Origin of the sequence: Luteimonas sp. 22616 (genome assembly GCF_052044325.1) — a bacterium.
Classification (GTDB): domain Bacteria; phylum Pseudomonadota; class Gammaproteobacteria; order Xanthomonadales; family Xanthomonadaceae; genus Luteimonas.
Genome location: NZ_JBQEMW010000001.1, coordinates 1,796,665 through 1,822,374 on the forward strand (window position 1 = coordinate 1,796,665; position 25,710 = coordinate 1,822,374).

Here is a 25,710-nt window from a genome sequence, read left to right on the forward strand (position 1 = left end):
AGGGGCGGCCAGCAAGCCTACCGCAGTGCACAATTTGCCGCCATCGACCCGGAATATGATGGCTTCGGCTTCCGGGGAACCCACGATGAAACGACTCGCGCCCACCGCGCTGATCGCGCTCGCCTGCACCGCCGCAGCTGTCGCCGACGAACCGGCGCCCGCGGCCCCGGCCGCTGCGGCGGCCGTCCAGGTCCTGCACTGCGGCCGGATGTTCGACGCCCCCGCCGGCCGCATGCGCGGCGAAACCAGCATCGTGGTGCGCGGTGACCGGATCGAATCGCTGCAGGCCGGCACCATCGCCACGCCCGCCGGCGCCGCCACCATCGATCTTGGCGACGCCACCTGCCTGCCGGGTCTGATCGACACCCACACCCACCTGACCTTCGAGACCAGCCCCACCGGCTATACCGACCAGTTCCGCTGGAACGTCGCCGACTACGCGCTGCGCTCCACCGTCTACGCGCGGCGCACGCTGCAGGCAGGCTTCACCACGGTGCGCAACCTCGGCGACGGCTCTGGCGAATCGATCGCGCTGCGCAACGCGATCAACGCCGGTATCGTGCCCGGCCCGCGCATCTTCACCGCCGGCACGGCCATCGGTTCCACCGGCGGCCACGCCGACGGCAGCGACGGCTACCGCAAGGACCTCGCCGGCGATCCCGGGCCGAAGGACGGCATCATCAACGGCCCCGACGACGCCTGGAAGGCGGTGCGCCAGCATTACAAGGACGGCGTCGACGCGATCAAGATCATGCCGTCGGGCGGCGTGCTCGACGAAAGCGCGAGCGCCGACAACCCGCAGATGACGCTCGAGGAAATCGAAGCCATGGTCGCCGCCGCGCACGACTACGGCTATACCGTGGCCGCGCACGCGCATGGCGCCGAGGGCATCCGCCGCGCGGTGGTGGGCGGGGTCGACTCGATCGAGCACGGCACCTTCATGGACGACGCCGACATGAAGCTGATGAAGCAGCACGGCACCTGGTACGTGCCCACCATCATCGCCGGCCGCTACGTGGCCGAGAAGGCGGCCGTGCCTGGCTACTACCCGCCTCAGATCGCGGCGAAGGCGCGCCAGGTCGGGCCGGTGATCCAGGGCACCGCCGGCCGCGCCTACAAGGCCGGGGTGAAGATCGCCTTCGGCACCGACGCCGCAGTGTATCCGCACGGGCAGAACGCGAAGGAGTTCGCCTACATGGTCGAAGCCGGCATGCCGCCCGCCTACACCCTGCAGGCCGCGACCACGCACGCGGCCGAACTGCTGAAACAGGCGAAGGACCTGGGCAGCATCGAGGCCGGCAAGTTCGCCGACATCGTCGCGGTTGCCGGCAACCCGCTCGAGGACATCACCGTGATGCAGAAGGTCGGATTCGTGATGAAGGCCGGGCAGGTCTGGCGCCGCGACGACCATGAAGTCGCGCCGTGAATTCCGGATGCCCTGGTGCCCACTTCGCCAACCTCTCGCAATTGTCCAAAAGCTCGCGGCTGAAGCCGCTCCTACAATGGATACGCGATCTGTAGGAGCGGCTTCAGCCGCGAGCTTTGCCTGACGCAACACCCCTTGCCGCCGGAGCCGCACCATGACTGAGCCGACGAACCCACCCGCCGCGCCGGACTGGACCGTCTCGCGCTGGTTCAACACCGATGGCGCGCCGTCGCTGGAGTCACTGCGCGGGCGCGTGGTGTTCCTGCACGCCTTCCAGATGCTGTGCCCGGCCTGCGTGCAGCATGCGGTACCGCAGAGCCTGAAAGTCGCAGCCGCGTTCGCCTCCACCGACCTGGCCGTGGTCGGCCTGCACACGGTGTTCGAGCACCACCACGCGATGGGGCCGGAGGCGCTGCAGGTCTACCTGCACGAAAACCGGATCGCCTATCCGGTTGGCGTCGACGCGTATCGCGACGACGACCCCACGCGGGCTCCCCTGCCGCTGACCATGCAGGCCTACGCAATGCGGGGCACGCCGACATTGCTGCTGATCGATCGCAAGGGCCGGCTACGGCAACAGCATTTCGGCCTGCTCGACGACCTGCGCCTGGGCGCCGGAATCGCCACGCTGCTCGCCGAACCGGCGTAAGCCGGGGCGACGCACCGACGGGCCTTCTCTGCCCCAAAGAACTCGCGCTTGAAGCCGCTCCTGCAAGGGCGGTTCGATAACGTCGGAGCATCTCCGGCGCGTGGGAAATCCCGGGGAATATCGCTCGAAATCGTCGGGGACGTCGCCCCGACCTACGGCGTTCCGGCTTTGCCGTGTCCGCTTGCCGCCATCAGTGTCCACGCCAGCCACGCCGCGAACACCACCCGCTGCGCCGCCGCCGGCGCCAGCAGGTCCAGCGGCAACATCGCCAGGGCCACCACGACCACGGCGGCGGCGACGCTCGCCAGCAGCAGCGCACGCGAAGCCGGCTCGCCCCGCAACCCGATCGCCAGCAGCAGCGTCGCCGGCAGCAGTGCCACCCACCACAGCGTCCACGCGGTCGCATGCGCCCGGCTGGCGCTGGATTCCAGGTCGCCCGGATCCAGCGGCAACAGTCCCTGCGCCGCGAACGCGATCGCCGACAGCAACGCCAGCCAAGCCCCGATGCGCGCGGCCCACGGAGCCTCGTCGCCCACGGCTGAGCGCAGGCGCCAGGCGACGAACGCGGCGAGCACGCCGGGCAGCACGAAACCGATCACGTTGAACGCCAGCGCATGCGGCACGCCGCTCGCCCCCAGCAGCCCGACCGGATGCCTCGCCTGCGAATAGCCATCCAGCGCGGCGCCAAAGCCGGCGACCGCCGCCACGAACAGGAGTGCGGCGGCGATCGCGGCAATCCACGGCAAACGCTTCATGCCGATTTCCATCGAAACACCTCCTCCACCCCGACCCCGAACGCGCGCGCAATCCGGAACGCCAGCTCCAGCGACGGCGCGTAGCGGCCCGCCTCCAGCGCGATGATCGTCTGCCGCGTCACGCTGCAGGCCTGCGCCAGCGCTTCCTGGGTCATCTCCCCATGCTCGAAGCGCAGGCGGCGGATCTCGTTGGCGATCGGCGTGCCGCTCACCTGCGTTCGGCCCGGTAACCGGCGATCTCGAACGCGTACCCGCACAACGCGGCCGCAATCACGAGCAGCACCAGGACGCCGGGCAGGACCAGTTCGCCTGCCGACAAGGCCTGCCTCGCGGCCGGGATGCACAGGGCCACGGCCAGCACGCCCACGCCGGCGACCAGCACCGTACGCGCCCGCGACGCCGCACGCAGGCGGATGTCCCGGTCCCGCTCGTCATCCATCACTTCATTGCGGCGCTGCTCGTCGTACATGTGCCGCTTGCGGAACCATGGCAGGCAGGCCAGCACGAACACCGACGCGAAGAACAGCGTTCGGCTCGGTGAATGGCCGAACGCCGCCATCGCGACCACCAGCGCCAGCAATGCCAGCATCACGCACGTGCGGCGGGCATGGCGCTCGCCGAAAGACATGGTTGCGCGCGCCAACGCTCCCTGGTCGCGCCGCGGTCGCGACGCGTTCAATGCCGGTCTCTCCAGTACGCCACCGCGGTAGCGGCGTACTCGAACAGGCAGCCCCACATCAGCGCGAGCACCAGCAGGTTGGCGATCATCATGTGGCTCGCCCACAGCAGCCGATCCGGCGGCGAGAACGCCAGCGTCACCGCCATGCCGATCACGCATGCGATCAGCGCACCGCGGCCCCAGCCGCTGGCCTGCCGTGCGATTTCGCGGTCGCGCTCGTCCTCCTGCACCTCGTCCTTCCAGCGCGACGCGACCACGCGCGACAGCACCGACCACGCCACCAGCAACAGCACCAGATTGCGGCCCACCGCCGTGGCTTCGGGATTGAACGGCACCCCGGCGCCCTGGAAGACCTCCACCTTTGCCAGGAAATAGGCGACGGCGACGGCCATGAACACCACCCCGATCCAGGCCTTCCATTCGCCCGGCGAGGCCGTGCGCTCCAGTTCGCCACGCGGCAGCGAGTGCACCGCGAACAGCGAGACCCAGGCCGCCGTGATCAGCAGCGCCATCCCGGCCTTGCCTGTGTCAAAGCCCAGCAGCCGCGACGGGCCGGCGAGCAGCAGCCACAGCGCCAGGCCTGCCAGCAGCAGCAGGGCCGGAAATCCCCAGCGAGGCAACTTCGTCATGTAATACCCTTCTTACGAAATGTAAGCTACAAGTTACATTCGCCCAGCTCGATGTCAAGTTCTTTTTACATCCGGTTGGAAACGGAGCCAGCTGGCACAATCTCCGGCTGAACACGCTAAGGAAGTCCCCATGTCCCCCGACCCTGCCGCCCGGCCACACGTTTTCGACGCCACCACCGCCACGTTCGAGGCCGAGGTCCTGCAAAAATCGCTGCAGACGCCGGTCCTGGTCGATTTCTGGGCCGAATGGTGCGGGCCGTGCAAGGCGCTGGGGCCGATCCTCGAGAAGCTGGCGGCCGAGTACCACGGCGCCTTCGAACTGGCCAAGGTCGATACCGAAGCCGAGCCGCAGATCGCGCAGGCCTTCCAGATCCGCTCCATCCCCACCGTGTTCCTGGTCAAGGACGGGCAGATCGTCGATGGCTTCCAGGGCGCGCTGCCCGAGGGCCAGGTGCGCGAGTTCCTGACCCACCACGGCGTCGCGCCGGCCGAGGCGGCCGCGGAAGAAGCACCCCTCGAACAGCCTGCGCCGCCCGCCGACCCGCATGCCGACGTGATGCGGCTGCGCAAGGAGATCGAGGCCGAGCCCGACAAGGCCGAACTGAAGCTCGACCTCGCCCTGGCGCTGCTGCAGACGGGCGCCGCCGCCGAGGCCGGGCAACTGCTCGACGCCCTGCCCGCGAACCTGTCCACCGACGACCGCGCGATCCGCGCACGCGCGCGGCTGGGTTTCGCGACCCTGCTCAAGGACGCGCCGCCACCGCAGGTGCTCGAGGCGGCCATCGCGGCCAACCCCGACGACCTCAAGGCGCGCCACCTGCTGGGCGTGCACCACATCGTCGCCGGCGACGCCGAGGCCGGGTTCGAGCAGTTCCTCGAGATGCTGCGCCGCAATCGCGATTTCGAGGACGCGTTGCCGAAGAAGGCGTTGATCGACGCCTTCCGCGTGGTCGAGGACGAGGACATGGTCGGCCGCTATCGGCGGAAGATGTCGTCGCTGTTGCTGGTGTGAGCGCCCGCAAGATCACCGCATCCTCGCTGCGCCGCGTCCTCAACATCTGGCCGCCGTTCCTGTTCGCCGGCATCCGCGTGCGCACGCTGTCCGCCGACTTCCGCCACGCCCGCGTGGAGCTGCGGCAGCACTGGTACAACCGCAACTTCGTCGGCACCCACTTCGGCGGCAGCCTGTTCGCGATGACCGATCCGTTCTGGATGATCATGACGATGCAGGCACTGGGCGGCGGCTACATCGTCTGGGACAAGGCGGCGGAAATCGAATTCGTCAAACCCGGGCGCGGTGCGGTGGCGGCGGAGTTCCAGCTCGACGACAGCGTGCTCGAGCGCATCCGCGACGCCACCGCCGACGGCGGGAAATATCTGCACTGGTTCGAAACCGACGTCGTCGACGATGAGGGCGACGTCGTCGCACGCGTGCGCAAGCAGGTCTACGTGCGCCGCAAGCGGCCGCGCGACGCGACGGCCTGACCCGACCCCGGCCGCACCTCGGCGCAGCCGGCACCGCTGCAGCGGCAATCGTCCCGGGCCGGTGAAACAGCGCCCGCGATCACGGTTGCAGGTCACCACAACGCATCTGTTCCACTCATTCATCCCTTGCCCGCGCGCAGGACGTATCCTTGGGCCGCCACGGGGGGAACCATGCGCAACACGCTGTCTGACGAGAGCGGAAAGGCATCATTGCCGGAGATCACCGGTTACGCGCTGTTGCGCGCGATCGGTCACGGCGGGATGTCGACCGTTTACCTGGGGGAACAGGTGTCGCTGTCGCGCCAGGTCGCGATCAAGGTGATGCTGCCCGAGGCGCTGGCCGACGAAGTCAGCCGCCGCCGATTCGAGAACGAGGCCCGCACCATCGCCCGGCTCGAGCACCCGCACATCGTGGGCATCTACGACGTCGGCCGTACCCGCGACGGCCTGCCCTACTACTCGATGCCCTACCTCACCCGCGGCCACCTGGGCCAGCGCATCGCCGAAAGCAACGGCGGCATGGAGCAGGCGCGCGTGCGCGAGATCCTGCACGCGTTGCTGTCCGCGCTGGGCTACGCCCACGCGCGCGGCACCATCCATCGCGACGTCAAGGCCGAGAACGTGCTGTTCGACGAAACCGAGCGGCCGCTGCTGGCCGACTTCGGCATCGCCCTGCGCCGCGGTTACGGCACCCGCGTCACCACCGCCGGGCTCGCGGTCGGCAGCACCGCCTACATGGCGCCGGAACAGGCGCGCGGCGAGGAAGTCGACCATCGCACCGACCTGTACGCGGTCGGCGTACTGGCCTGGGAAATGCTGACCGGCAAGCTGCCCTACGAGGCCGGCGATGCGGTGTCGATGGCGATCATGCACGTCAAGGATCCGATCCCGCGCCTGCCGCCGCGGCTGCGCCACTGGCAGCGCTTCATGGACCGCGCGCTGGCCAAGGGCCCGATCAAGCGCTTCCACGACGCGGCGCACATGCTCGCCGCGCTCGACCGCGTGCCGCAACGCAGCGGCACGCACGAGATGCTGGCGCTGCCGGCGCTGCGCGAGCAGGTGGCGAAGGTGGGCAGGATGCCGGTGTGGGCCTGGCTGGGCGTGGTGCTCGTGGTGGCTGCCGGCATCGGCCTGTTCCTGCGCCAGGGCAACGGCGGCGACGACTACTTCCGCGCGGCGAGGCCGCCGGTGGTCGCCATGACGGACAGCGAAGCCACGTTCGCGCTGCCGGCCCCGCCGGACCCGAACGGCCAGCCGGTCGCGGGCGATCCCGCCAGCGCATTGCTGCGCGCCGCCCCAACCTCCGATGCCGAGCAATGGGTCGCCAGGGCCGATGCGCAGATCCGGCGCGGACGCCTCGGCGCGCCGGCCAACGACAACGCCCGCGACAGCCTGCTCGCCGCGCAACACAGCGATGCCAGCTACCTCGGCCTGGCGGCGGCCGTCGACAGGTTCGTCAATGCCAGCGCGGACGCGGCCGTGCGCGGCATCCGCGAGGGGGATGACAAGCAGGCCGCCGCGCGGGTCGGCGACGCGGTCAAGGTCGCCGAAGCGACGCGACAGGTCGACGGCGACGCCGTCGGCAAGCTGCGCAAGCGCGTGATGCAGGCGCTGCTGGCACGCGTCGACGTGGCGGCCGCCGCATTCGATCGTGGCAGCGCGCAGCAGGTGGTGGAAAGCGCGCGCGCCTTCGGCCTGTCGCGTGCGCAGCTGCGGCAGCTGTCCGCCCGCGCCAATGACATCCCGCAGCCGGGCGAGCGCCTGGACAAGATCGCCGGGGACATGGTGCTGGTGCGCAACGACGGCACCGTGTTCGCCGCATCACGGCGCCCGGTCACGCGCGACGAATATGCGCGCTTCGCCAACGCCACCGGCCGCCAGCCCGCGCGATGCCGCGCCAGTGCATCGCTGCTGCGCGTGCTCGCGCCGCGGGACTGGACGTCGCCCGGGTTCGAGCAGTCCGGCGACCAGCCGGTGGTCTGCGTGTCATGGGACGACGCCAATGCCTATGCGCGCTGGCTCGGCCAGCGCAACGGCCATGCCTATCGCCTGCCGCATGCGCGCGAAGCGGCGCTGCTGCCGGCAGCCGGTGCGGGCAAGCAGGTGTCGGAGTGGAACAGCGACTGCAGCGGCAACTGCAGCCAACGGATCGGAAGCGGTGCCAGCTGGCGCGGCGGCAGCGGCGCACGGGCACTGGAATCCACGCGCGGCTACGACGACGTCGGCATCCGCCTGGTCAGCGACCTGCCACACGCGGTCGCGAAGCGCTGACAACCCCGACGCGCGGTTCGCGTCCCGGTAGAATCGCGCCATGTCCACGCCCCCGCAGCGCACGCCTCCACAGAGCACGCCTTCCCAGGGCGTGCCTCCACAAAGCACGCCGCCCCGGCACGGCTTCAAGAAGACCCTGCTCACCGGCCTGCTCACCCTGCTGCCGATCTGGCTGACCTGGGTGGTGGTGAAGTTCGTGTTCGTGCTGCTGTCCGACACCAGCCGCCCGCTGGTGCAGCCGCTGCTGCACAACGCGGCACTGGCCGATCCGCGCACGCTGGGTTGGCTCGAGGACCCGTGGGTGCAGACCGCCATCGCGCTGGTCGCGACGCTGCTGGTGATCCTGCTGTCGGGGATGATGGCGCGGCGGATGTTCGGGCAGCGCATGCTGCGGTGGTTCGAGGCGCTGATCGGGCGCATTCCGTTCGCCAGCACCATCTACGGCAGCGCGCGACAGCTGCTGGACATCCTGCAGACCAAGCCCGACGGCACCCAGCGCGTGGTCCTGATCGACTTCCCGCACAGCCAGATGAAGTCGGTGGGTTTCGTCACCCGCGTGATCCGCGAGCAGGGCACGGGGCGCGAACTGGCGGCGGTTTACGTGCCGACCACGCCGAACCCGACGTCCGGTTATCTCGAGATCGTGCCGGTGGAAAAGATCACGCCCACCGACTGGACCGTCGACCAGGCGATGAGCTTCATCATCTCCGGCGGCGCGGTGTCGCCGGACACGATCCCGTTCTCGCCGCCCGGCGCGGCCACGCCGACGCCGCACGGGTGAGCGCGCGCGACCCGGCACCAGCCGCATTGCGCCTGGTCGACGACCGCACCACGCGGTTGTTCATCGCGCTGGCCGCGTTTTTCTGCGTCAACGCGGTGCTGGCCGAGTTCATCGGCGTCAAGATCTTCGCGCTCGAGGACACGCTCGGCATCCGGCCGCTGGAATGGAACCTGTTCGGCCAGACCGGATCGCTGAACTTCACCGCCGGCACCCTGTTGTGGCCGATCGTGTTCATCATGACCGACACGATCAACGAGTACTTCGGACGCCGCGGTGTGCGCTTCATCAGCTGGCTGGCGGCGGCGCTGATCGTCTACGGCTTCGCGTTCGCGTTCATCGCCATCCACCTCGCGCCGGCATCGTGGTGGATGGGCGTGGCTGCCGACCAGGGCGTGCCCGATTACCAGGCCGCGTTCGCCGCGGTGTTCGGGCAGGGACTGTGGACGATCTGGGGCTCGCTGGTGGCCTTCATGCTCGGCCAGCTGATCGACGTGAACATCTACCACCGCATCCGCCGCCGCACCGGCGATCGCCAGGCGTGGCTGCGTGCGACCGGTTCGACCGCGGTGTCGCAGCTGATCGACAGCTTCGTGGTGCTGTACATCGCGTTCGTGCTCGGGCCGCAGCACTGGGAGATGTCGCTGTTCCTCGCCGTCGGCACGCTTAACTACCTCTACAAGATGCTTGCCGCGATCGCCCTGATCCCGCTGCTGTACCTCGCCCGCGCCGGAATCCGTCGCTATCTCGGCGATGCCCGCGCAACCGAACTGCAGGTGCACGCGGCCGAGGGCTGACCGAGCTGCCCTCCTGTCGCAATGGCTCCTGTGGCGCTGTTGTGGAAGCGGCGGCCATGGCCACGATGGACTCCCCAGCAAGGCCATCGCGGCCATGGCCGCTCCCACAGACAGTCGACAGGCAATCGGGTTACCGCGGTGACCTTTGGCCCATGCCCGCACCCCGTTGGCCGGCGACAGTGCACGATTGCCGCATTCCACCCGGGGAAACCGCCATGACCGCACGCCCGCTGCTGCTCAGCCTCGCCATCGCCGCCACGATTACCGGCGGGCTGGCCCTGCCCTCGCCCGCCTTCGCGCAGGACACCGCGGCCACGGCCGCCCCGGCCAGCGACAAGGCCGCCAGGCTTAACGCGCTGTACGACGAATACTGGGAAGAGCTGCTCAAGCTCAATCCGCTGCAGGCTACCTTCCAGGGCGACAACCGCTACAACGACCAGTTGCCCGACTTCTACAGCGCGCAATTCCGCGAGAAGTCGCATGACCTCACCGATAAATGGCTCAAGCGCATCGAAGCGGTCGGTTCCGACGGCCTCGCCGGCCAGGACCTGCTGAGCTACGAGATCTTCGTGCGCGACGCGAAGGATGAGCTCGAGTCGGAGAAGTATCCGGGCTGGATGCTGCCGGTGAACCAGATGGGCAGCATCGCCAGCTACGCCATCATGCTGGGGTCGGGTACCGGCGCGCAGCCATTCAAGACGGTGAAGGACTACGACAACTGGCTGGCGCGCGGCAACCGCCTGCCGGTGCTGTTCGACAGCGCGATCGACAACATGCGACAGGGCATGCAGGCCGGCGTGGTGCAACCGCGTGCGCTGATGGAGAAAGTAGGGCCGCAGCTCGACGCGCTGATCAAGGACAAGCCCGAGGACACGCTGCTGTGGGGGCCGATCACGTCGATGCCCAAGGACTTCAGCGAAGCCGACAAGGCGCGCCTGACCGCGGCCTACCGCGAGATGATCGGCACGCAGGTCATGCCGGCGTTCCGCAAGCTGCGCAGCTTCATCGCCGACGAGTACCTGCCCGCCACCCGCAACAGCGTGGGCCTGGACAAGCTGCCCAACGGCGCGCAGTGGTATGCCTTCAACGCGCACCAGTCGACCACCACCGACATGACGCCGGCGGAAATCCACCAGCTGGGCCTGGATGAGGTCGCGCGCATCCATGGTGAGATCCGCAAGGTGATGGCCGAGGCCGGTTTCAAGGGCTCGCTGCAGGAATTCTTCGAATTCATGAAGACCGATCCGCAGTTCAGCTTCAAGAGCGAGGATGCGTTGCTGGCCTACTACCGTTCGCTCGAGGACCGCATCAACAAGCGCATCCCGGAACAGTTCTCGCTGTTGCCGAAGGCGCCGTTCGAGATCCGCCCGGTCGAGCCGTATCGCGCCAAGTCCGCCGCCGGCGGCAGCTACATGACGCCCAGCGAGGATGGTTCGCGCCCGGGCATCTTCTACGTCAACACCTACGACCTGCCCACGCGCAAAACGTGGGATGCCGAGGACTTGTTCCTGCACGAGGCGATCCCCGGCCACCACTTCCAGCTGGCGCTGCAGCAGGAGCTGACCGACCTGCCGAAGTTCCGCCGCTTCGGCGGCGAAACCGCCTTCATCGAAGGCTGGGGCCTGTACGCCGAGTCGCTGGGCAAGTCGCTGGGCGTGTACGAGACGCCGTATGACTACTTCGGCTACCTGCAAAATGAACTGTGGCGCGCGATCCGCCTGGTCACCGACACCGGCCTGCACAGCAAGGGCTGGACCCGCGAGCAGGTGATCAGGTACATGCTCGACAACTCCGCCGAAAGCGAAACCCAGTCGACCGCCGAGGCCGAGCGCTACATCGCATGGCCCGGACAGGCGCTGGCCTACAAGATCGGCGCGCTGAAGATCCAGTCGCTGCGCAGCAAGGCGGAAAAGGCGCTGGGATCTAAATTCGACGTGCGCGAATTCCATGCCGAGGTGCTCAAGGACGGCGCCGTGCCGCTGCAGATCCTCGAAGACAAGATCGACCGCTGGATCGCGGAAAAGCAGCAGGGCTGATCCACCGCGTGCCCTTGTGGGAGCGGCCGTGGCCGCTCCCACAACACTCACGGCCCGTGACTTCCGGCGCGGTACACGCGCCGGTGCAGCGTTTAGGATGTCCGCTGCACTCAGGGGACCGAAACCATGCTCAAGATCCGAGATCTTTCGAAGACCTATGCCAACGGCGTGCAGGCGCTGAAGGGCATCACCCTCGACATCCCGACCGGCATGTTCGGCCTGCTCGGCCCCAACGGCGCCGGCAAGTCCACGCTGATGCGCACCATCGCCACCTTGCAGGACGCCGACGGCGGCAGCGTGCACCTGGGCGACCTCGACGTGCTCGCCGACAAGACCGAGGCGCGGCGCAGGCTCGGCTACCTGCCACAGGAATTCGGCGTCTATCCGAAGGTCTCGGCAATGGCGATGCTCGACCACTTCGCGATCCTCAAGGGCGTGGTCGACGGCCGCCAGCGCAAGGACCTGGTCAAGGCGCTGCTGCAGCAGGTCAACCTGTGGCCGGTGCGGCACCGCAAGCTCGGCACCTTCTCCGGCGGCATGCGCCAGCGCTTCGGCATCGCCCAGGCGCTGATCGGGCAACCGCAGCTGATCATCGTCGACGAGCCCACCGCGGGCCTCGACCCTCAGGAGCGCAACCGTTTCCTCAACCTGCTGGCCGAGGTCGGCGAGCAGGTGGTGGTGATCCTGTCGACGCACATCGTCGAGGATGTCACCGACCTGTGCCCGCGCATGGCGATCATCGCCCAGGGCGAACTGCGCCTGACCGGCGAGCCGCGCGAGGTGATCGCCTCGCTCGACGGCCGGGTCTGGAAGAAGACCGTGGACAAGGCCGCGCTGGACGAGCACCTCAAGGCACACAACGTGCTGTCGACGCGGCTGGTCGCCGGGCAACCGGTGATCCACGTGCTTAGCGACGGCAACCCGGGCGAAGGCTTCGGCGCGGTGGCGCCGGACCTGGAGGACGTGTACTTCGGTGAACTGCGGCGCGCCGCAGCCACCGACGCCGCCACCGCGAAGGCGGCCTGACCATGCTGCGCCACCTGTTGGGTTTCGAGCTCGGCCAACTACTGAAGAACGGGGTGTTCTGGATCGTCGTCGCGGTGTACGCGCTGATGGGATTCGGCACCATGGCATCGGACAACGTCAGCATCGGCGGCGGTGTCGGCAACACCATGCGCAACGCGCCGGCGGTGGTCATTTCGATCCTCGGCTCGTTCAGCGTCATCAGCGTGCTGCTGGCGACCATCTTCGTGGCCGGCATCGCGATCCGCGACTTCGAGCAGCGCACCGCCGAGCTGTTCTTCGCCACGCCGATGAAGAAGCGCGACTACCTGCTCGGTCGCTTCGGTGGCGGGCTGATCGCCACCTTCGCGATCATGCTGGCGATGGCGATCGGCCTGTATGCCGGCAGCCTGATGCCATGGCTCGACAGCTCACGCCTGGGACCGACGCCGTGGCTGGCCTACGCCTGGGCGTTCGGGGTCCTGGTGCTGCCAAACCTGCTGTTCGTGGCGTCGCTGATGTTCCTGCTGGCCACGCTCACCCGGTCGATGCTCTACACGTACCTGGGCGTGATCGCGTTCTTCGTGCTGTGGTCGATGTCCGGCTCGTTCACCAGCGACCTCGACAACCGCTGGATCGGCGCCCTGGTCGATCCGTCCGGCGGCGCCGCCATCGGCGAGCACATCCGCTACTGGTCCAGTGCCCAGCTCAACAGCCAGCTGCCGGAACTCACCGGCCTGTTGCTGGGCAACCGCGCGCTGTGGCTGGCCATCGCCATCGTGATGCTGGTGGCCGCCTTCAGCCTGTTCCGCGCCGACCGCGAAGGCATCGTGCTGCGCCGGCGCAGGGCGGTTGCCGAAGCCGCCGACGATGAAGCGGGCACCGCATCGGCGCTGCCGCAGGTCGCGCTGCGCAGCGACTGGCGCGCGCAGTGGCGCCAGTACCTGCACCAGTCCTGGTTCGACCTGCGCAACACCCTGCGCGGCGCGCCGTTCATCGTGATGGTGCTGCTGGGGCTGCTGCTGACCTTCACCGTGGTCAAGTTCAGCGGCCTGATCTACGGCACCGAGACCTGGCCGGTGACCGCGCAGATGCTGGACATGATCGGCGGCGGCATGAGCCTGTTCCTGATCATCATCGTCACCTTCTACGCCGGCGAGATGGTCTGGCGCGAGCGCAGCATGCGCGTGGCCGAGGCGACCGACGCCTACGCCGCGCCCGACTGGGTGCCGCTGGCGGCGAAGATGACCGCGCTGTCTGGCGTCGTCGCGGTGGTGCTGGCCGCCTGCGCGGTGTTCACCATCGGCTACCAGCTGGTCGACGGCTATACCCACATCGAGCCGCTGCTGTATGCCAAGGGCCTGGGGATACAGCTGGTCTCGTTCGTGCTGATGGCCGCGCTGGCGGTGTTCTTCCAGGTCATCACCGGCAACATGTTCGTCGGCTACGTGCTGATGATTGCCTACCTGGTCGTGCGCGTCGTGATCCGCATGTACGACTTCGACCACCTGCTCTACAACTACGGCGCCGCGTCGCGGACGCCGTACTCGGACATGAACGGCTACGGCCATTTCATCGGTCCGTGGCTGTGGTCGCGCGCCTACTGGGGCGCGTTCGCGCTGCTGCTGCTCGGCATCGCCACCGCGCTGTGGCCGCGAGGCACCTCGCTGGCGTGGAAGGACCGCCTGAAAACCGCGAAGCTGCGCCTGCGCAGCATACCGCTGCGTGCGACGCTGGCGGCGGCCCTGCTGGCCTTCGTCGGCACGGGTGGCTGGATCTTCTACAACACCAACGTGCTCAACGAGTACGTCCCCGGCGACCTGGCCAAGCAGCGCCAGGCCGACTACGAGAAGGCGTACCGCAAGTACATCGACCTGCCGCAACCACGCATCACCGACATCCGCGCCGACGTGGACATCTTCCCAGAAGCGCGCAACGTCAGGATCAACGGCCATTACCGCTTGAAGAACATCACCTCCAAGCCGATCGCCGACCTGCACGTCACCCTCAACCCGGAGCTGGACGACATCCGGTACGACTTCCCCGCGCACACGCTGGTCCAGTCCGATCCCGTGTCCGGCTACCGCATCTACCGGCTCGAAGCGCCGCTGGCGCCCGGCGCGGCGATGGACTTCAACTTCAGCTACACATCCCGACCACACGGGTTTCCGCTCAACGGCGGCGACACCTCGGTGGTCTACAACGGGACGTTCTTCAACAACGGCGCGGCGCTGCCGCAGCTTGGCTACCAGGCCGGCTACCAGCTGCAGGACCGCAACGACCGCAAGAAGTACGGCCTGCCCGAACTGCCGCGGATGCCGCCGATCGACGACCGCGCCGAGTGGAACAACAACTACATCTCGGGCAACGCAGACTGGGTGAACTTCGAGACCACGATCTCGACCTCGTCCGGGCAGGTCGCGCTGGCTCCCGGCTACCTGCAGCGCGAGTGGACCAAGGACGGCCGCCGCTACTTCCACTACAAGTCCGAGACCCGGCTGCTGCCCTTCTTCTCGTGGCTGTCGGCGGACTGGAAGGTGAAGCGCGACCGCTGGAACGACGTCGCGCTCGAGGTCTACTACGACGCCAAGCACCCGTACAACGTCGACCGCATGGTCGAATCGGCGAAGAAGTCGCTGGACTACTACACGCGCGAGTTCTCGCCCTACCAGTTCCGCCAGCTGCGCATCCTGGAGTTCCCGGGCTACTCCACGTTCGCCCAGGCCTTCGCCGGCACCGTGCCGTACTCCGAGTCGATCGGCTTCATCGCCGACCTGCGCGACGCGAAGAAAATCGACTACGTGTTCTACGTCACCGCGCACGAGGTCGCGCACCAGTGGTGGGCGCACCAGGTGGTGGGCGCCAACGTGCAGGGCGCGACCATGCTGTCCGAATCGCTGGCGCAGTATTCGGCGCTGATGGTGATGGAACACGAGTACGGGCCGCAGAAGATGCGCAAGTTCCTCAAGCACGAGCTCGACAGCTACCTGATGAGCCGCGCCACCGAGCGGGTGCAGGAGCTGCCGCTGGCACTCAACGAGAACCAGCAGTACATCCACTACAACAAGGGCTCGGTGGTGTTCTACGCGCTCAGGGACGCGATCGGCGAAGACACGCTCAACCACATCCTGGCCGGCTTCCTCGACAAGTGGGCGTTCAAGGGCCCGCCCTACCCGACCACGCGCGACTTCATGGCGGACCTGTACGCGGGCACGGACGAGAAGTTCCATCCGCTGATCCGCGACCTGTTCGAGCGCATCGTGTTCTTCGACAACCGCGCGGTCGAGGCAACCGCGAAGAAGCGGCCCGACGGCAAGTACGCGCTGACGCTGAAGGTGCATTCGGCCAAGCTGGTCGCCGGCGGCAAGGGCAAGGAGACCAAGGAGAAGATGGACGAACTGGTCGACATCGGCGTGTTCACGCGCCCGCCGGGCGGCGAGGAGGCCGACGAAAAGGTGCTGTACCTGCAAAAGCACCACATCACCGGCACCGACAACACCATCGAACTGGTGGTGGACGAGGAGCCCTACGAGGCTGGCATCGATCCCTACAACAAGCTGGTCGACCGCAGTTCCGGGGACAACCGCAAGCGGGTGACGGTGCAGTAGCCACCGACGCTCGTGGGAGCGGATTCAGCCGCGAGCTTTTGATCCATTTTTGCCGCCGGATGGCTTAAGAACTCGCGGCTGAAGCCGCTCCCACAAAAGCTGTTTCCGTGTCGCACCGATGTTCTCCCATGAAAAAGGGCCGGCAATGCCGGCCCTTTCTATTTCCATTTCCGCGACGCGTCGCTTATCCGGCGCGCGTATCGCGGCGACCCGCATACGCACCCTGCCCGCCCTTGCGCTTCGGACCGGCGTGCGCCGGCGCGCCGCTGCGGGCGCCCGGCTTGCCATGCGCGCGATGCGCCGGCTTGCCCGGCGGACGCTGGCCGCCCTGGCGCTGGCCGCCACCGTTCTTCGGGATCGGCGTATCGAGGCGGATCGGCTTGCTCGGCGCATAGCCTTCGACCGTCTCCATCACGATCTCCGCATTGAGCATGCGCTGGATCTGCCGCAGCAGCCCGCCCTCTTCCGGCGACACCAGCGACAGCGCCTCGCCCGTGGCGCCGTTGCGGCCGGTGCGGCCGATGCGGTGCACGTAGTCCTCGGCCACCATCGGCAGGTCGTGGTTGATCACCAGCGGCAGGTCGGGGATGTCGAGCCCGCGCGCGGCCACGTCGGTGGCCACCAGCACGCGTGCCTTGCCGGCCTTGAACAGGTTCAGCGCCTTCTGCCGCTGCGCCTGGCTCTTGTTGCCGTGGATCGCGACGGCCTTCAGGCCGGCGGTCTCCAGCTGTTCGGCCAGGCGGTTGCAGCCGTGCTTGGTCTTGCCGAACACCAGCACCTGGTCGGTGTGGCGGCGGGTGAGGATGTCGATCAGCAGGTCGCGCTTGCGCGAGCCGTCGACCGGATGCGCGCGGTGGGTGATGGTCTCGACGATGGTGTTGTTCGCCGCCACCTGCACCTGCTGCGGGTTGCGCATGAACTCCATCGCCAGCCCCTTGATGCGCGTCTCGAACGTGGCCGAGAACAGCAGCGTCTGGCGCTCCTTCGGCACCCGGTTGACGATGCGCTTGATCGCCGGCAGGAAGCCCATGTCGAGCATCCGGTCGGCTTCGTCGAGCACCAGGATCTCGATCGCGTCGAGCTTGGCGCTGCCGCGCTCGAGGTGGTCGATCAGGCGGCCCGGGGTGGCGACGAGGATGTCGACGCCGCGGCGCAGGTTGTCGACCTGCGGCCCCATGCCGGCGCCACCGAAGATGGTGGTGACATTCATGCGCAGGTGGCGGCCGTAGGTCTTGATGCTGTCGGCGACCTGCACGGCGAGCTCGCGCGTGGGCACCAGCACCAGTGCACGCGGCTTGCGCGCGCCGTTGGGCGGGGTGAGCTTGGACAGGCGCTGCAGCAGCGGCAGGCCGAAGGCGGCGGTCTTGCCGGTGCCGGTCTGTGCGCCGCCCAGCAGGTCGTGGCCGGCGAGCGCCAGCGGGATGGCTTCGAGCTGGATAGCGGTCGGCGTGGTGTAGCCGGTTTCGGACAGCGCGCGCAGCAGTGCGGGCGAAAGCCCGAGGGTTTCAAACGTCATTGGTGTGTTGCTCCTGGGAATCGACGCCCGCCGGCAACGAGTCCGCGCATGGCGCGCGGGCTCCCGGTCAGGAGATCGATGGTTTGCCCGGAGCTATCCGTAAGCCGCGCTGCGGGCAAGGGTTTGACGGTTGCCGGATGTTCCGGACCGTGTCTGCGCGACGAAAGACGTGCGGGATAAGACCGCGGGGAGCCGAAGTTTCGGCCGTCGCGGAGGCGTACCAGGATCGTATCTGTCCGGGAAGACCAGTCTTGAGAACCAGCCCGGGACAGGGGCAGCCGTGTTGCAGGACCGGGCAAGTCTACGTGAATGCGGCCGGCGCGAACAGCCGGCACGGGCCGCCGTTCAGGCTCGAAGGCGCGGCGGGATCATTTCGCGGCCAGCACGTCCACGCTGGTGACCTGCGGCGGTCGCGCCAGAAGTGCCTTCGTCCGTGCCAGCAGCGCATCGGCCACCGCGCCTTGCAGATAGGCGCGCCGGCCGGCTTCGTCGTCGAAGGTGCCGAAGATGCCGAACGTCGATGGCCCCGACTTGAAGGCCTGCCAATCGCGCGTGCCCGCCCCGGCCCGCGCCAGCGGCAGGGCGTCGCGCAGCAGCGCCTCCACCTCGGCCTCCTTGCCGGACCTGGCCTCGATGTTCACCAGGATCGCCAGCTTCGCCATCGCTTCGTCTCCTCGACCATGCTTCATGCACCATGGCAGCCGCGCGGTGAGCATGGGGTGTGCGGCCGAGGTGATGGCCTCATGGAGGTGCTTTCGGGGAAATGCTCCCGGGAGTGAGCGGCCCTGGCCACGATGCCGCACCGGCGCCCCATCGCGGCCAGGACCGCCCCGCAAGTGCCCGCTCCTGCATGGATCGCCCCGGGCGCCGCCATGACCTTCGACACCCCCGAGCCACCGGGCGCGCGAGTATCGTGCTCCGGTGCCCGGAACCGCCCGGCGGGACGGCATGCTTCTTTCCATCCAACGCCCGATCCGGGCCGGAGATCCAAGTGACCGTGAACAATCCGAAAGTCCTGCTTCTTTCGCTGGCCGTGACCCTGGCGCTGACCGCATGCAACGGCGACAAGGCCAACACCGCCGCCGGCGATGCTGCTGCCCCGAATGCCGACGCGACGGCCGCCAAGGCGCTGACGCTGGACGAGAGCAAGCTGCCCCCGGTCAACCGTTTCCTGAAGTCCGACATCGACGACAGCAAGAATGCCTGCGTGGACCTCAACGCCTACGCCAACGGCAAGTGGCTGGCCGCCAACCCGGTGCCGGGCGACCGCACCAGCTGGGGCGCGTTCGAGATGCTCGACGAGCGCTCGGTCGGCGTGCAGCACCAACTCGCCGAACAGGCCGCCGCCGACGCCAACGCCACCGGCGTGGAAAAGATCGTCGGCGACTTCTGGTCCACCGGCATGGACGAGGCGAAGATCAACGCGCAGGGCATCGCGCCGATCCAGGACCGCCTCGATGCGATCGCCAAGCTCGACGGCAAGGACGCCATCGCCGACTACCTGCGCACCACCGCCGCGAAGGGCGAGAACTTCCTGTTCGGCTTCGGCGCCGAGGCCGACTTCAAGGATTCGGCGATGAACATGGCCTATGCCATGCAGGGCGGCCTGGGCCTGCCCGACAAGGGCTACTACCTCGACAAGGACAAGAAGGACAAGCTCGACGCCTACGAGAAGCACGTGGCGAAGACGCTGGAGCTGTCCGGCGTGCCCGCCGCGGACGCCGCGGAGCAGGCCAAGTCCGTGATCGCGTTCGAGACCCGCCTGGCGAAGGCGTCGAAGTCGAGCGAGGAAATGTCGCGCGACGTGTCGCTGTACTACAACCCCGTCACCCCGGCCGAAGCCGACAAGCTCACGCCCAACTTCCCGTGGACCAAGTTCTTCGAGTCGCAGGGCATCGCGCCGCAGGAGAAGTTCTCGCTGGCCATCCCCGCCTTCCACGAGGAAGTCAGCAAGGCGCTGGAAGACACCGCGCCTGCCACGTGGCAGGCCTACCTGCGCTTCCATACCGTCGACGGCGCCGCGCCCTACCTGAGCGATGCCTTCGTCGAGGAGAACTACAACTTCTACGGCAAGGCGCTGCGCGGCCAGCAGGAAATCAAGCCGCGCTGGAAGCGCGTGCTCGGCACGATCGAGAACGGCGCCGGCGAAGCCTTCGGCCAGATGTACGTCAAGGTCGCGTTCTCGCCCGAGTCCAAGGCCAAGATGGAGACGCTGGTCAAGAACCTCAGCGCCGCGCTCAAGACCCGCATCGAGAACCTCGAGTGGATGAGCGACGAGACCAAGCAGAAGGCCATCGCCAAGTGGGAGACCTTCACGCCCAAGATCGGCTACCCCGACAAGTGGCGCGACTGGAGCGGCCTGACCACCAGCCGCGACAGCTACATCGGCAACGTGCTGGCGGCCAACGAGTTCAACTACAAGTGGAACCTGTCGAAGATCGGCAAGCCGGTCGACAAGACCGAGTGGGGCATGACCCCGCAGACGGTCAACGCCTACTACAACCCGCTGCAGAACGAGATCGTGTTCCCGGCCGCGATCCTGCAGCCGCCGTTCTTCGACGCCAATGCCGACGACGCCACCAACTACGGCGGCATCGGCGCGGTGATCGGCCATGAAATGACCCACGGCTACGACGACCAGGGCGCGCGCTTCGGGCCCACCGGCAACTTCGAGCAGTGGTGGACCGACGCCGACGGCAAGGCCTTCGCCTCGCGCACCGGCAAGCTGGTCGACCAGTTCAACGGCTACACCACCGCCGACGGCGGCAAGGTCAACGGCAAGCTGACGCTGGGCGAGAACATCGCCGACCTCGGCGGCCTGGCCACCGCCTACGACGCGATGAAGAAGGCCGTCGGCGATACCCCGGACCCGATGACCGACGGCCTGAGCCGCGACCAGCGCTTCTTCCTCAACTGGGCCACGGTGTGGCGCCGCAACTTCACGCCCGACGAGCTGAAGGTGCGCCTGACCACCGATCCGCACGCGCCGGCCAACTTCCGCGCGATCGGCACGCCGTCGAACATGCCGGCGTTCGCCGCGGCATTCCAGTGCAAGGCTGGCGATCCGATGGTGCGCGGCGACGACAAGAAGGTCGTGATCTGGTGATGCCCGCCGCGCGCGGTCGAATACGATCGCGCGCGGCCTAAAGCCGCTGTACGAACGGCCGTCGGGGTTCGCCGCGACGGCCGCTTTTATTTCCGCCTCCTGCTTCCACTTCCGTCACCGCAAGGAAAACCCCATGCCCGCTTCCGCGCTCAAGCCGCTCGTCCTCGCCACCGCGTTCGCGCTGGCCGCAACGCAGTCGCCGCTGCACGCCGCCCAGCCGTCGGCGGAATCGTCGGCGCGACCTGCGCCGGTATTCGACGTGGGTGAACTCGACCCGTCTATCTCCGCCTGCCAGGATTTCAACGCCTACGCCAACGGCAAGTGGGTCGCGGCCAACCCGATTCCCGCCGACCGTACGCGCTGGGGCGCGTTCGACCAGCTGCGCGAGCAGAGCCTGGAAGCGCAGCACCGGATCGTCGACGCTGCAGACGCGGGTGCCGACAAGGCCGCCGCCGGTTCGATCGGGCAGAAGATTGGCTGGCTGTACCGTTCGGGCATGGACGAGGCCGCGATCGACACGGCCGGCTTCGATCCGATCAAGCCGGACCTTGCGGCGATCGCGAAGCTCGACGGCACCGCCGACATCGTCGCCTGGCTGGGCCAGGCGTTTGCCGCGGGCGAAGGCCAGGGCTTTCGCTTCCGCTCCGGTGCCGATTTCAGGGACGCATCGCAACAGATCGCCTTCGCCGGACAGGGCGGCCTCGGCCTGCCGACGCCGGACTACTACACCAGGGACGAACACAAGGACCTCCGCGCCGCCTACCTGGCCCACATCACCAAAGTGTTCGAGCTGACCGGCGTGCCGGCAGCTGATGCGGCGAAGAAGGCCGATGGCATCCTCGCCTTCGAGACCCGGCTGGCCGAGGCCTCGCTGTCGCGCGTGGAACTGCGCGACCCGAAGAACCAGTACCACTTCATGACCATCGACGAGGCCAACCGGGTCACGCCGCACTTCGATTGGGCCGCGTTCTTCAAGGCCATCGACGTACCGGTGGGCAAGGGCTTCTCGCTGTCGCAGCCGAAGTTCTTCGCCCGATTCGACGCCATGCTGGCCGATGTGCCGGCAGCGCAGTGGCGCGATTACCTCGCCTTCCACACCATCGATGATGCATCGCAGTTCCTGTCCAGGCCGTTCCAGGATGCGAACTTCGCCTTCTATGGCCAGACCCTCAACGGCCAGCCCGAGCAGCGCGCGCGCTGGAAGCGCGTGCTCGAGGCGGTCAATGGCGGCATGGGCCAGGCGCTGGGCCAGCTGTACGTGAAGGATCATTTCCCGCCCGAGGCAAAGGCGCGCGCGCAGCAGCTGGTCGACAACGTGCGCAACGCACTCAAAGCGCGCATCGAAGGCCTGGCCTGGATGAGCGACGAAACCAAGGCCAAGGCCCTGGAGAAGTGGAGCACCTTCCTGCCCAAGATCGGCTACCCGGACAAGTGGCGCAGCTGGGACGGGCTCACGATCGTGGCGGACGACTACTTCGCCAACGTGCGCGCGGCCAACGCGTTCAACGCACGCTACGACCTCGCCAAGATCGGCACCCCCACCGATCGCTACGAATGGAGCATGACGCCGCAGACGGTGAACGCGTACTACAGTTCCGGCACCAACACGATCAACTTCCCGGCCGCGATCCTGCAGCCGCCGTTCTTCTACGCCGACGGCGACGACGCGATCAACTACGGCGGCATCGGCGCGGTGATCGGCCACGAGGCCGGGCACGGTTTCGACGACAAGGGCAGCCAGTTCGACGGTGCCGGCAACAACGTCAACTGGTGGACCAAGGCCGACCGCGACCGCTTCGACGAACGCACCGCCAGGCTCGCCGCGCAGTTCGACGCCTACGTGCCGCTGCCCAGCCATCCGGACAACCACGTCAACGGCAAGCTGACGATGGGCGAGAACATCGGCGACCTCGGCGGCCTGAGCTTCGCCTACGACGCGTTGCAGGCGGCCGACGGCGACAAGCCCGACCCGATGATCGACGGCCTCAGCCGCGACCAGCGCTTCTTCCTGAGCTGGGCGCGGGTCTGGCGCGGCAACATCCGCGACAAGGCGCAGCTGGTGCTGCTCAACACCGATCCGCACGCGCCGGCGAAGTTCCGCGCGATCGGCGCGCCGTCGAACATGCCTGCGTTCGCCGAAGCGTTCCAGTGCAAGGCGGGCGATCCGATGGTGCGGCCAGACGACCAGCGAGTGCAGATCTGGTAGAAGAGAGCCTCGCAAGCAGGCATCCCTGCGCGCTGCGGCGCGTTCGACACCCCGGTTTGCGCGTGCCACGGTGGCGCGGTGCGGCCAGACGACCAGCGGGTGCAGATCTGGTAAGCCCGGGACGGACAAGCCCGCTACCCTCGCTGGCAGGATCGCCGGCCAGGTCCAGCGGGGTGCCGGTGGGAGCGGCCATGCCCGCTCCCACCGGACATCCGCCGATCCCGTGATGCCGGTTCAGAGAGCCACCAGCGCGCCTTGATAAACTCGCGCGGACTTTTCGCCTGGAATCCGCAATGCCCAACGCACGCTCCGTCTTCCTCAGGCCTTCGGCCCTGGCCCTCGCCCTAGTCCTGGTCAGCGGGCTGTCCGTGCATGACGCCGACGCAGCCAAAAAGAAGCGCGCGTCGAAGAAGGCCGCCCCGGCCGTCACCGCCTGCACCGACTTCTACAGCTTCACCAACAAGGACTGGCTGGCCGCCAACCTGCTGGTCGATGGCTCGGGAACAGTGTCCTCGCTCGGCCAGCTGCGCGACCGCGCGCAGCAGCAGCAGCGCGACCTGCTCGCCGCGGCGATGCAGTCGCCGCAGAACAACGTGCAGAAGCTGCTCGGCGACTTCTGGGCCAGCGGTCTGGACGTGGCCGCGGTGGAGGCCGACGGCGCGCAGCCGATCGCGCCGCTGCTGTCGCGCATCGACGGCATCCGCCGCAGCAAGGACATCCCGCCGGCGATCGCCGCGCTGCACCAGGTCGGTATTCCGGTGCTGTTCCAGTTCACGCCCGACGTCGACCTGGCCAACCTCGAGCGCCACATCGGCTACTTCACCCAGGGCGGCCTCGGCCTCACCGATCCCACCTACTACACCCGCGCCGATGCCGACACCCTGGCCCTGCTCGGCCGCTACAAGGACTACGTGCAGAAGATCCTCGTGCTGACCGGCACCCCGGCCGACAAGGCCGCGGCGCAGGCGCAACAGGTCATCGACATCGAGACCCGCATCGCGAAGGCCTCCAAGCCGATGTCGCTGATGCGTGACCCGCGCACCAATTACGCGCTGGTCCAGTCGGCGACGCTCGGCAAGTCGTACAAGCACCTGCAGCTCGATGACTTCCTCACCGCGCAGGGCGTGAAGGACGACGTGGTCTCGCTCGCCAACCCCACGCTGTTCGCCGAGCTCGATGCCATGGTCGACAAGATCAAGGCCGACCAGTGGAAGGCCTACCTGCGCTTCCAGGTCGGCAACGCAATGGCGCCCTACCTGTCGAAGAGTTTCCGCGACGCCGATTTCGAGTTCCGCGGCCGCGTGCTGCGCGGCGAGACCACGCCGCCGCCGCGCGACCAGCTGGTGCTCGACGCGATCAACCTCGCTGCCGGGCCGATGCTCGCACGCGAGTACGTCGCCAGCCATCTGCCGGCGACGACCGCGTCGCGCGCCGAGGCGATCGCCGGCGAGGTGCGCGACGCGCTCGGCCGCGCCGTCGACCGCAACACCTGGATGAGCGAGCCGACCAAGGCCGAGGCCAAGGCCAAGCTGGCGAAGCTGAAGATCGAGATCGGCGCGCCGAAGCGCGACCTCGACTACAGCGTGCAGCCGATGGGGCGCGGCAGCTTTGGCGGCAACATGCTGATCGCCTCCACCTGGCGCCACCGCGAGGAGATGAAGCGCATCGGCAACGCCAACGCGAACCGGCGCTGGGACGTGCTGCCGCAGCAGCCGGCACTGGCCTACGACATGGCCCAGAACCGCCTGATCGTCAGCGCCGCGGTGCTGCAGCCGCCGGTGCTGGACATGACCAGGAACGCCGCCAGCCATTACGGCAGCTTCGGCGCGCTGGTCGGGCACGAGCTTGGCCGCAGCATCGACGCCAAGGGCAAGTTCGTCGACGCCGCCGGCGAGCTGAAGACCTGGTGGACGCCCGCCGACGACACCGCCTGGGGCCTGCGCACCGCACCGCTGGTGGCGCAGTACTCGGCGTACCCCTATCCGGGGCTGCGCGAGGTCAAGGTCAACGGCAACCAGACGCTCGAGGAGAACGCCGCGGACCTGGCCGGCGTCGAGCTCGCCTGGGATGCGCTGGCGACTTCGCAGCCCGAACTGCCGAAGGAATCGAAGCAGGCCTTCTTCGAAGGCTGGGCGCAGCTGTGGCCGCAGCAGATGTCGAGCGACGAGGCCACCCGCCGCGCCGCCGTCGACGTGCACGCGCCGGGCCAGTGGCGCGCCAACGGGCCGCTGGTCAACCTGCCGGCCTTCGGCGACGCCTACGGCTGCAAGGCCGGCACGGCGATGCAGGCCAAGCCGGAGCAGCAGGTGTCGATCTGGCGGTAGCCATCGCCGTCGCTCGGCGGTAGCCGGATACGGAGCAGGCGCGGGAAACCGCGCCTGTTTTCGTTTCATGGGCCAGTGCCGCCAGCCCTTCCTCCGCTTGCGGGGTGAGGAGAACGCTTGCAAGCCACAGTCTCGCGTCCCGATGAACGCCCTCGCGGCCGGGACGCGCATCGAGGTACCCGAAGAGCCTGTCCCCGAATGCTTTAGTCGGGGCGGATGGGGAAGCGAGCATCGCGAGCTGCTTTCCTCGCCGACATCAGGATCAAAAGCTTTCGCGCCGTGACGGCGCGAGCCACCTTTCTTTGCTTGTGCAAAGAAACCTGGCGCAAAGAAACACACCCCGCCTGCGCGCCCGGCGCGTTGCACCGGGTTCGCGGAGCCGGCGGGAATTTTTCGAAGGGGCATCCTGCCCCTGCGAAAAACGCCGCACATCCCTGTGCGGC

Annotated in this window: 19 protein-coding genes; 13 read left to right on the forward strand and 6 right to left on the reverse strand. The window is 68.0% G+C overall.

The window, feature by feature from the left end; translation table 11 throughout:
* Window positions 1-85: 85 nt before the first annotated feature.
* Together ACTJIL_RS08260 and ACTJIL_RS08265 are read left to right on the forward strand one after the other, a co-directional pair.
* Complete coding sequence (locus tag ACTJIL_RS08260) at window positions 86-1,426, forward strand: amidohydrolase family protein (RefSeq protein ID WP_440755048.1); 1,341 nt, start codon at window positions 86-88, stop codon at window positions 1,424-1,426.
* A gap of 154 nt (window positions 1,427-1,580) precedes the next feature.
* Window positions 1,581-2,075, forward strand: coding sequence for a TlpA family protein disulfide reductase (locus tag ACTJIL_RS08265; RefSeq protein ID WP_440755049.1), 495 nt, complete (start codon window positions 1,581-1,583; stop codon window positions 2,073-2,075).
* Between the two features lie 152 nt (window positions 2,076-2,227).
* On the opposite strand, the gene ACTJIL_RS08270 is transcribed toward ACTJIL_RS08265, so the two are convergent.
* Genes ACTJIL_RS08270 through ACTJIL_RS08285 form a run of 4 tightly spaced genes read right to left on the reverse strand, consistent with a single transcriptional unit; the run spans window position 2,228 to window position 4,138 of the window.
* The gene (locus ACTJIL_RS08270; protein WP_440755050.1) at window positions 2,228-2,830 is read right to left on the reverse strand and encodes a DUF998 domain-containing protein; all 603 of its coding nucleotides are present in this window, start codon (window positions 2,828-2,830) and stop codon (window positions 2,228-2,230) included.
* On the reverse strand, window positions 2,827-3,042 hold the full coding sequence (locus ACTJIL_RS08275) for a helix-turn-helix transcriptional regulator (RefSeq protein WP_440755051.1): 216 nt from the start codon (window positions 3,040-3,042) through the stop codon (window positions 2,827-2,829). Before ACTJIL_RS08275 ends, ACTJIL_RS08270 begins: the two co-directional genes overlap by 4 nt.
* A complete protein-coding gene (locus ACTJIL_RS08280; protein ID WP_440755052.1) occupies window positions 3,039-3,458 on the reverse strand; it encodes a DUF2178 domain-containing protein in 420 nt (139 codons plus the stop codon). The genes ACTJIL_RS08275 and ACTJIL_RS08280 overlap by 4 nt, the downstream gene beginning before the upstream one ends.
* 47 nt (window positions 3,459-3,505) lie before the next feature.
* A complete protein-coding gene (locus ACTJIL_RS08285; protein WP_440755053.1) occupies window positions 3,506-4,138 on the reverse strand; it encodes a hypothetical protein in 633 nt (210 codons plus the stop codon).
* Window positions 4,139-4,268: 130 nt separating this feature from the next.
* Here ACTJIL_RS08285 and trxA point away from each other — a divergent pair, with 130 nt between their 5' ends.
* The 8 genes from trxA to ACTJIL_RS08325 all read left to right on the forward strand — a co-directional run bounded on the left by trxA (window position 4,269) and on the right by ACTJIL_RS08325 (window position 16,115).
* Entirely contained in the window at window positions 4,269-5,150 is an 882-nt protein-coding gene (trxA, locus tag ACTJIL_RS08290) for a thioredoxin (RefSeq protein WP_440755054.1), read from the forward strand.
* Between the two features lie 11 nt (window positions 5,151-5,161).
* Window positions 5,162-5,623: a DUF4442 domain-containing protein gene (locus ACTJIL_RS08295; RefSeq protein ID WP_440755880.1), complete on the forward strand. Its 462-nt coding sequence runs from the start codon at window positions 5,162-5,164 to the stop codon at window positions 5,621-5,623.
* Between the two features lie 171 nt (window positions 5,624-5,794).
* A complete protein-coding gene (locus ACTJIL_RS08300; RefSeq protein ID WP_440755055.1) occupies window positions 5,795-7,894 on the forward strand; it encodes a protein kinase domain-containing protein in 2,100 nt (699 codons plus the stop codon).
* 40 nt (window positions 7,895-7,934) lie between these two features.
* Entirely contained in the window at window positions 7,935-8,675 is a 741-nt protein-coding gene (locus ACTJIL_RS08305) for a DUF502 domain-containing protein (protein ID WP_440755056.1), read from the forward strand.
* 26 nt (window positions 8,676-8,701) lie between these two features.
* Window positions 8,702-9,469, forward strand: coding sequence for a queuosine precursor transporter (locus tag ACTJIL_RS08310; RefSeq protein WP_440755881.1), 768 nt, complete (start codon window positions 8,702-8,704; stop codon window positions 9,467-9,469).
* Between the two features lie 215 nt (window positions 9,470-9,684).
* On the forward strand, window positions 9,685-11,505 hold the full coding sequence (locus ACTJIL_RS08315) for a DUF885 domain-containing protein (RefSeq protein WP_440755057.1): 1,821 nt from the start codon (window positions 9,685-9,687) through the stop codon (window positions 11,503-11,505).
* 126 nt (window positions 11,506-11,631) lie between these two features.
* Window positions 11,632-12,531: an ABC transporter ATP-binding protein gene (locus ACTJIL_RS08320; protein WP_440755058.1), complete on the forward strand. Its 900-nt coding sequence runs from the start codon at window positions 11,632-11,634 to the stop codon at window positions 12,529-12,531.
* A 2-nt stretch (window positions 12,532-12,533) separates the two neighbouring features.
* Window positions 12,534-16,115 (forward strand): ABC transporter permease/M1 family aminopeptidase, encoded by a 3,582-nt coding sequence (locus ACTJIL_RS08325; RefSeq protein ID WP_440755059.1) that lies wholly within the window; start codon window positions 12,534-12,536, stop codon window positions 16,113-16,115.
* 184 nt (window positions 16,116-16,299) lie between these two features.
* Here ACTJIL_RS08325 and ACTJIL_RS08330 read toward each other — a convergent pair whose 3' ends face one another.
* Both ACTJIL_RS08330 and ACTJIL_RS08335 read right to left on the reverse strand, forming a co-directional pair.
* Window positions 16,300-17,631 carry a DEAD/DEAH box helicase gene (locus tag ACTJIL_RS08330; protein WP_440755060.1) on the reverse strand — a complete coding sequence of 444 codons (1,332 nt, stop codon included), beginning with the start codon at window positions 17,629-17,631 and terminating at the stop codon, window positions 16,300-16,302.
* A 368-nt stretch (window positions 17,632-17,999) separates the two neighbouring features.
* Entirely contained in the window at window positions 18,000-18,293 is a 294-nt protein-coding gene (locus tag ACTJIL_RS08335) for a putative quinol monooxygenase (protein ID WP_440755061.1), read from the reverse strand.
* 329 nt (window positions 18,294-18,622) lie between these two features.
* Here ACTJIL_RS08335 and ACTJIL_RS08340 point away from each other — a divergent pair, with 329 nt between their 5' ends.
* From ACTJIL_RS08340 to ACTJIL_RS08350, 3 genes are all read left to right on the forward strand, one after another.
* Window positions 18,623-20,737, forward strand: a complete 2,115-nt coding sequence (locus tag ACTJIL_RS08340; protein WP_440755062.1) for a M13 family metallopeptidase — start codon at window positions 18,623-18,625, stop codon at window positions 20,735-20,737.
* Between the two features lie 133 nt (window positions 20,738-20,870).
* Window positions 20,871-22,943, forward strand: coding sequence for a M13 family metallopeptidase (locus ACTJIL_RS08345; RefSeq protein ID WP_440755063.1), 2,073 nt, complete (start codon window positions 20,871-20,873; stop codon window positions 22,941-22,943).
* A gap of 293 nt (window positions 22,944-23,236) precedes the next feature.
* A complete protein-coding gene (locus ACTJIL_RS08350; RefSeq protein WP_440755064.1) occupies window positions 23,237-25,267 on the forward strand; it encodes a M13 family metallopeptidase in 2,031 nt (676 codons plus the stop codon).
* The last annotated feature ends 443 nt before the right edge of the window (window positions 25,268-25,710 follow it).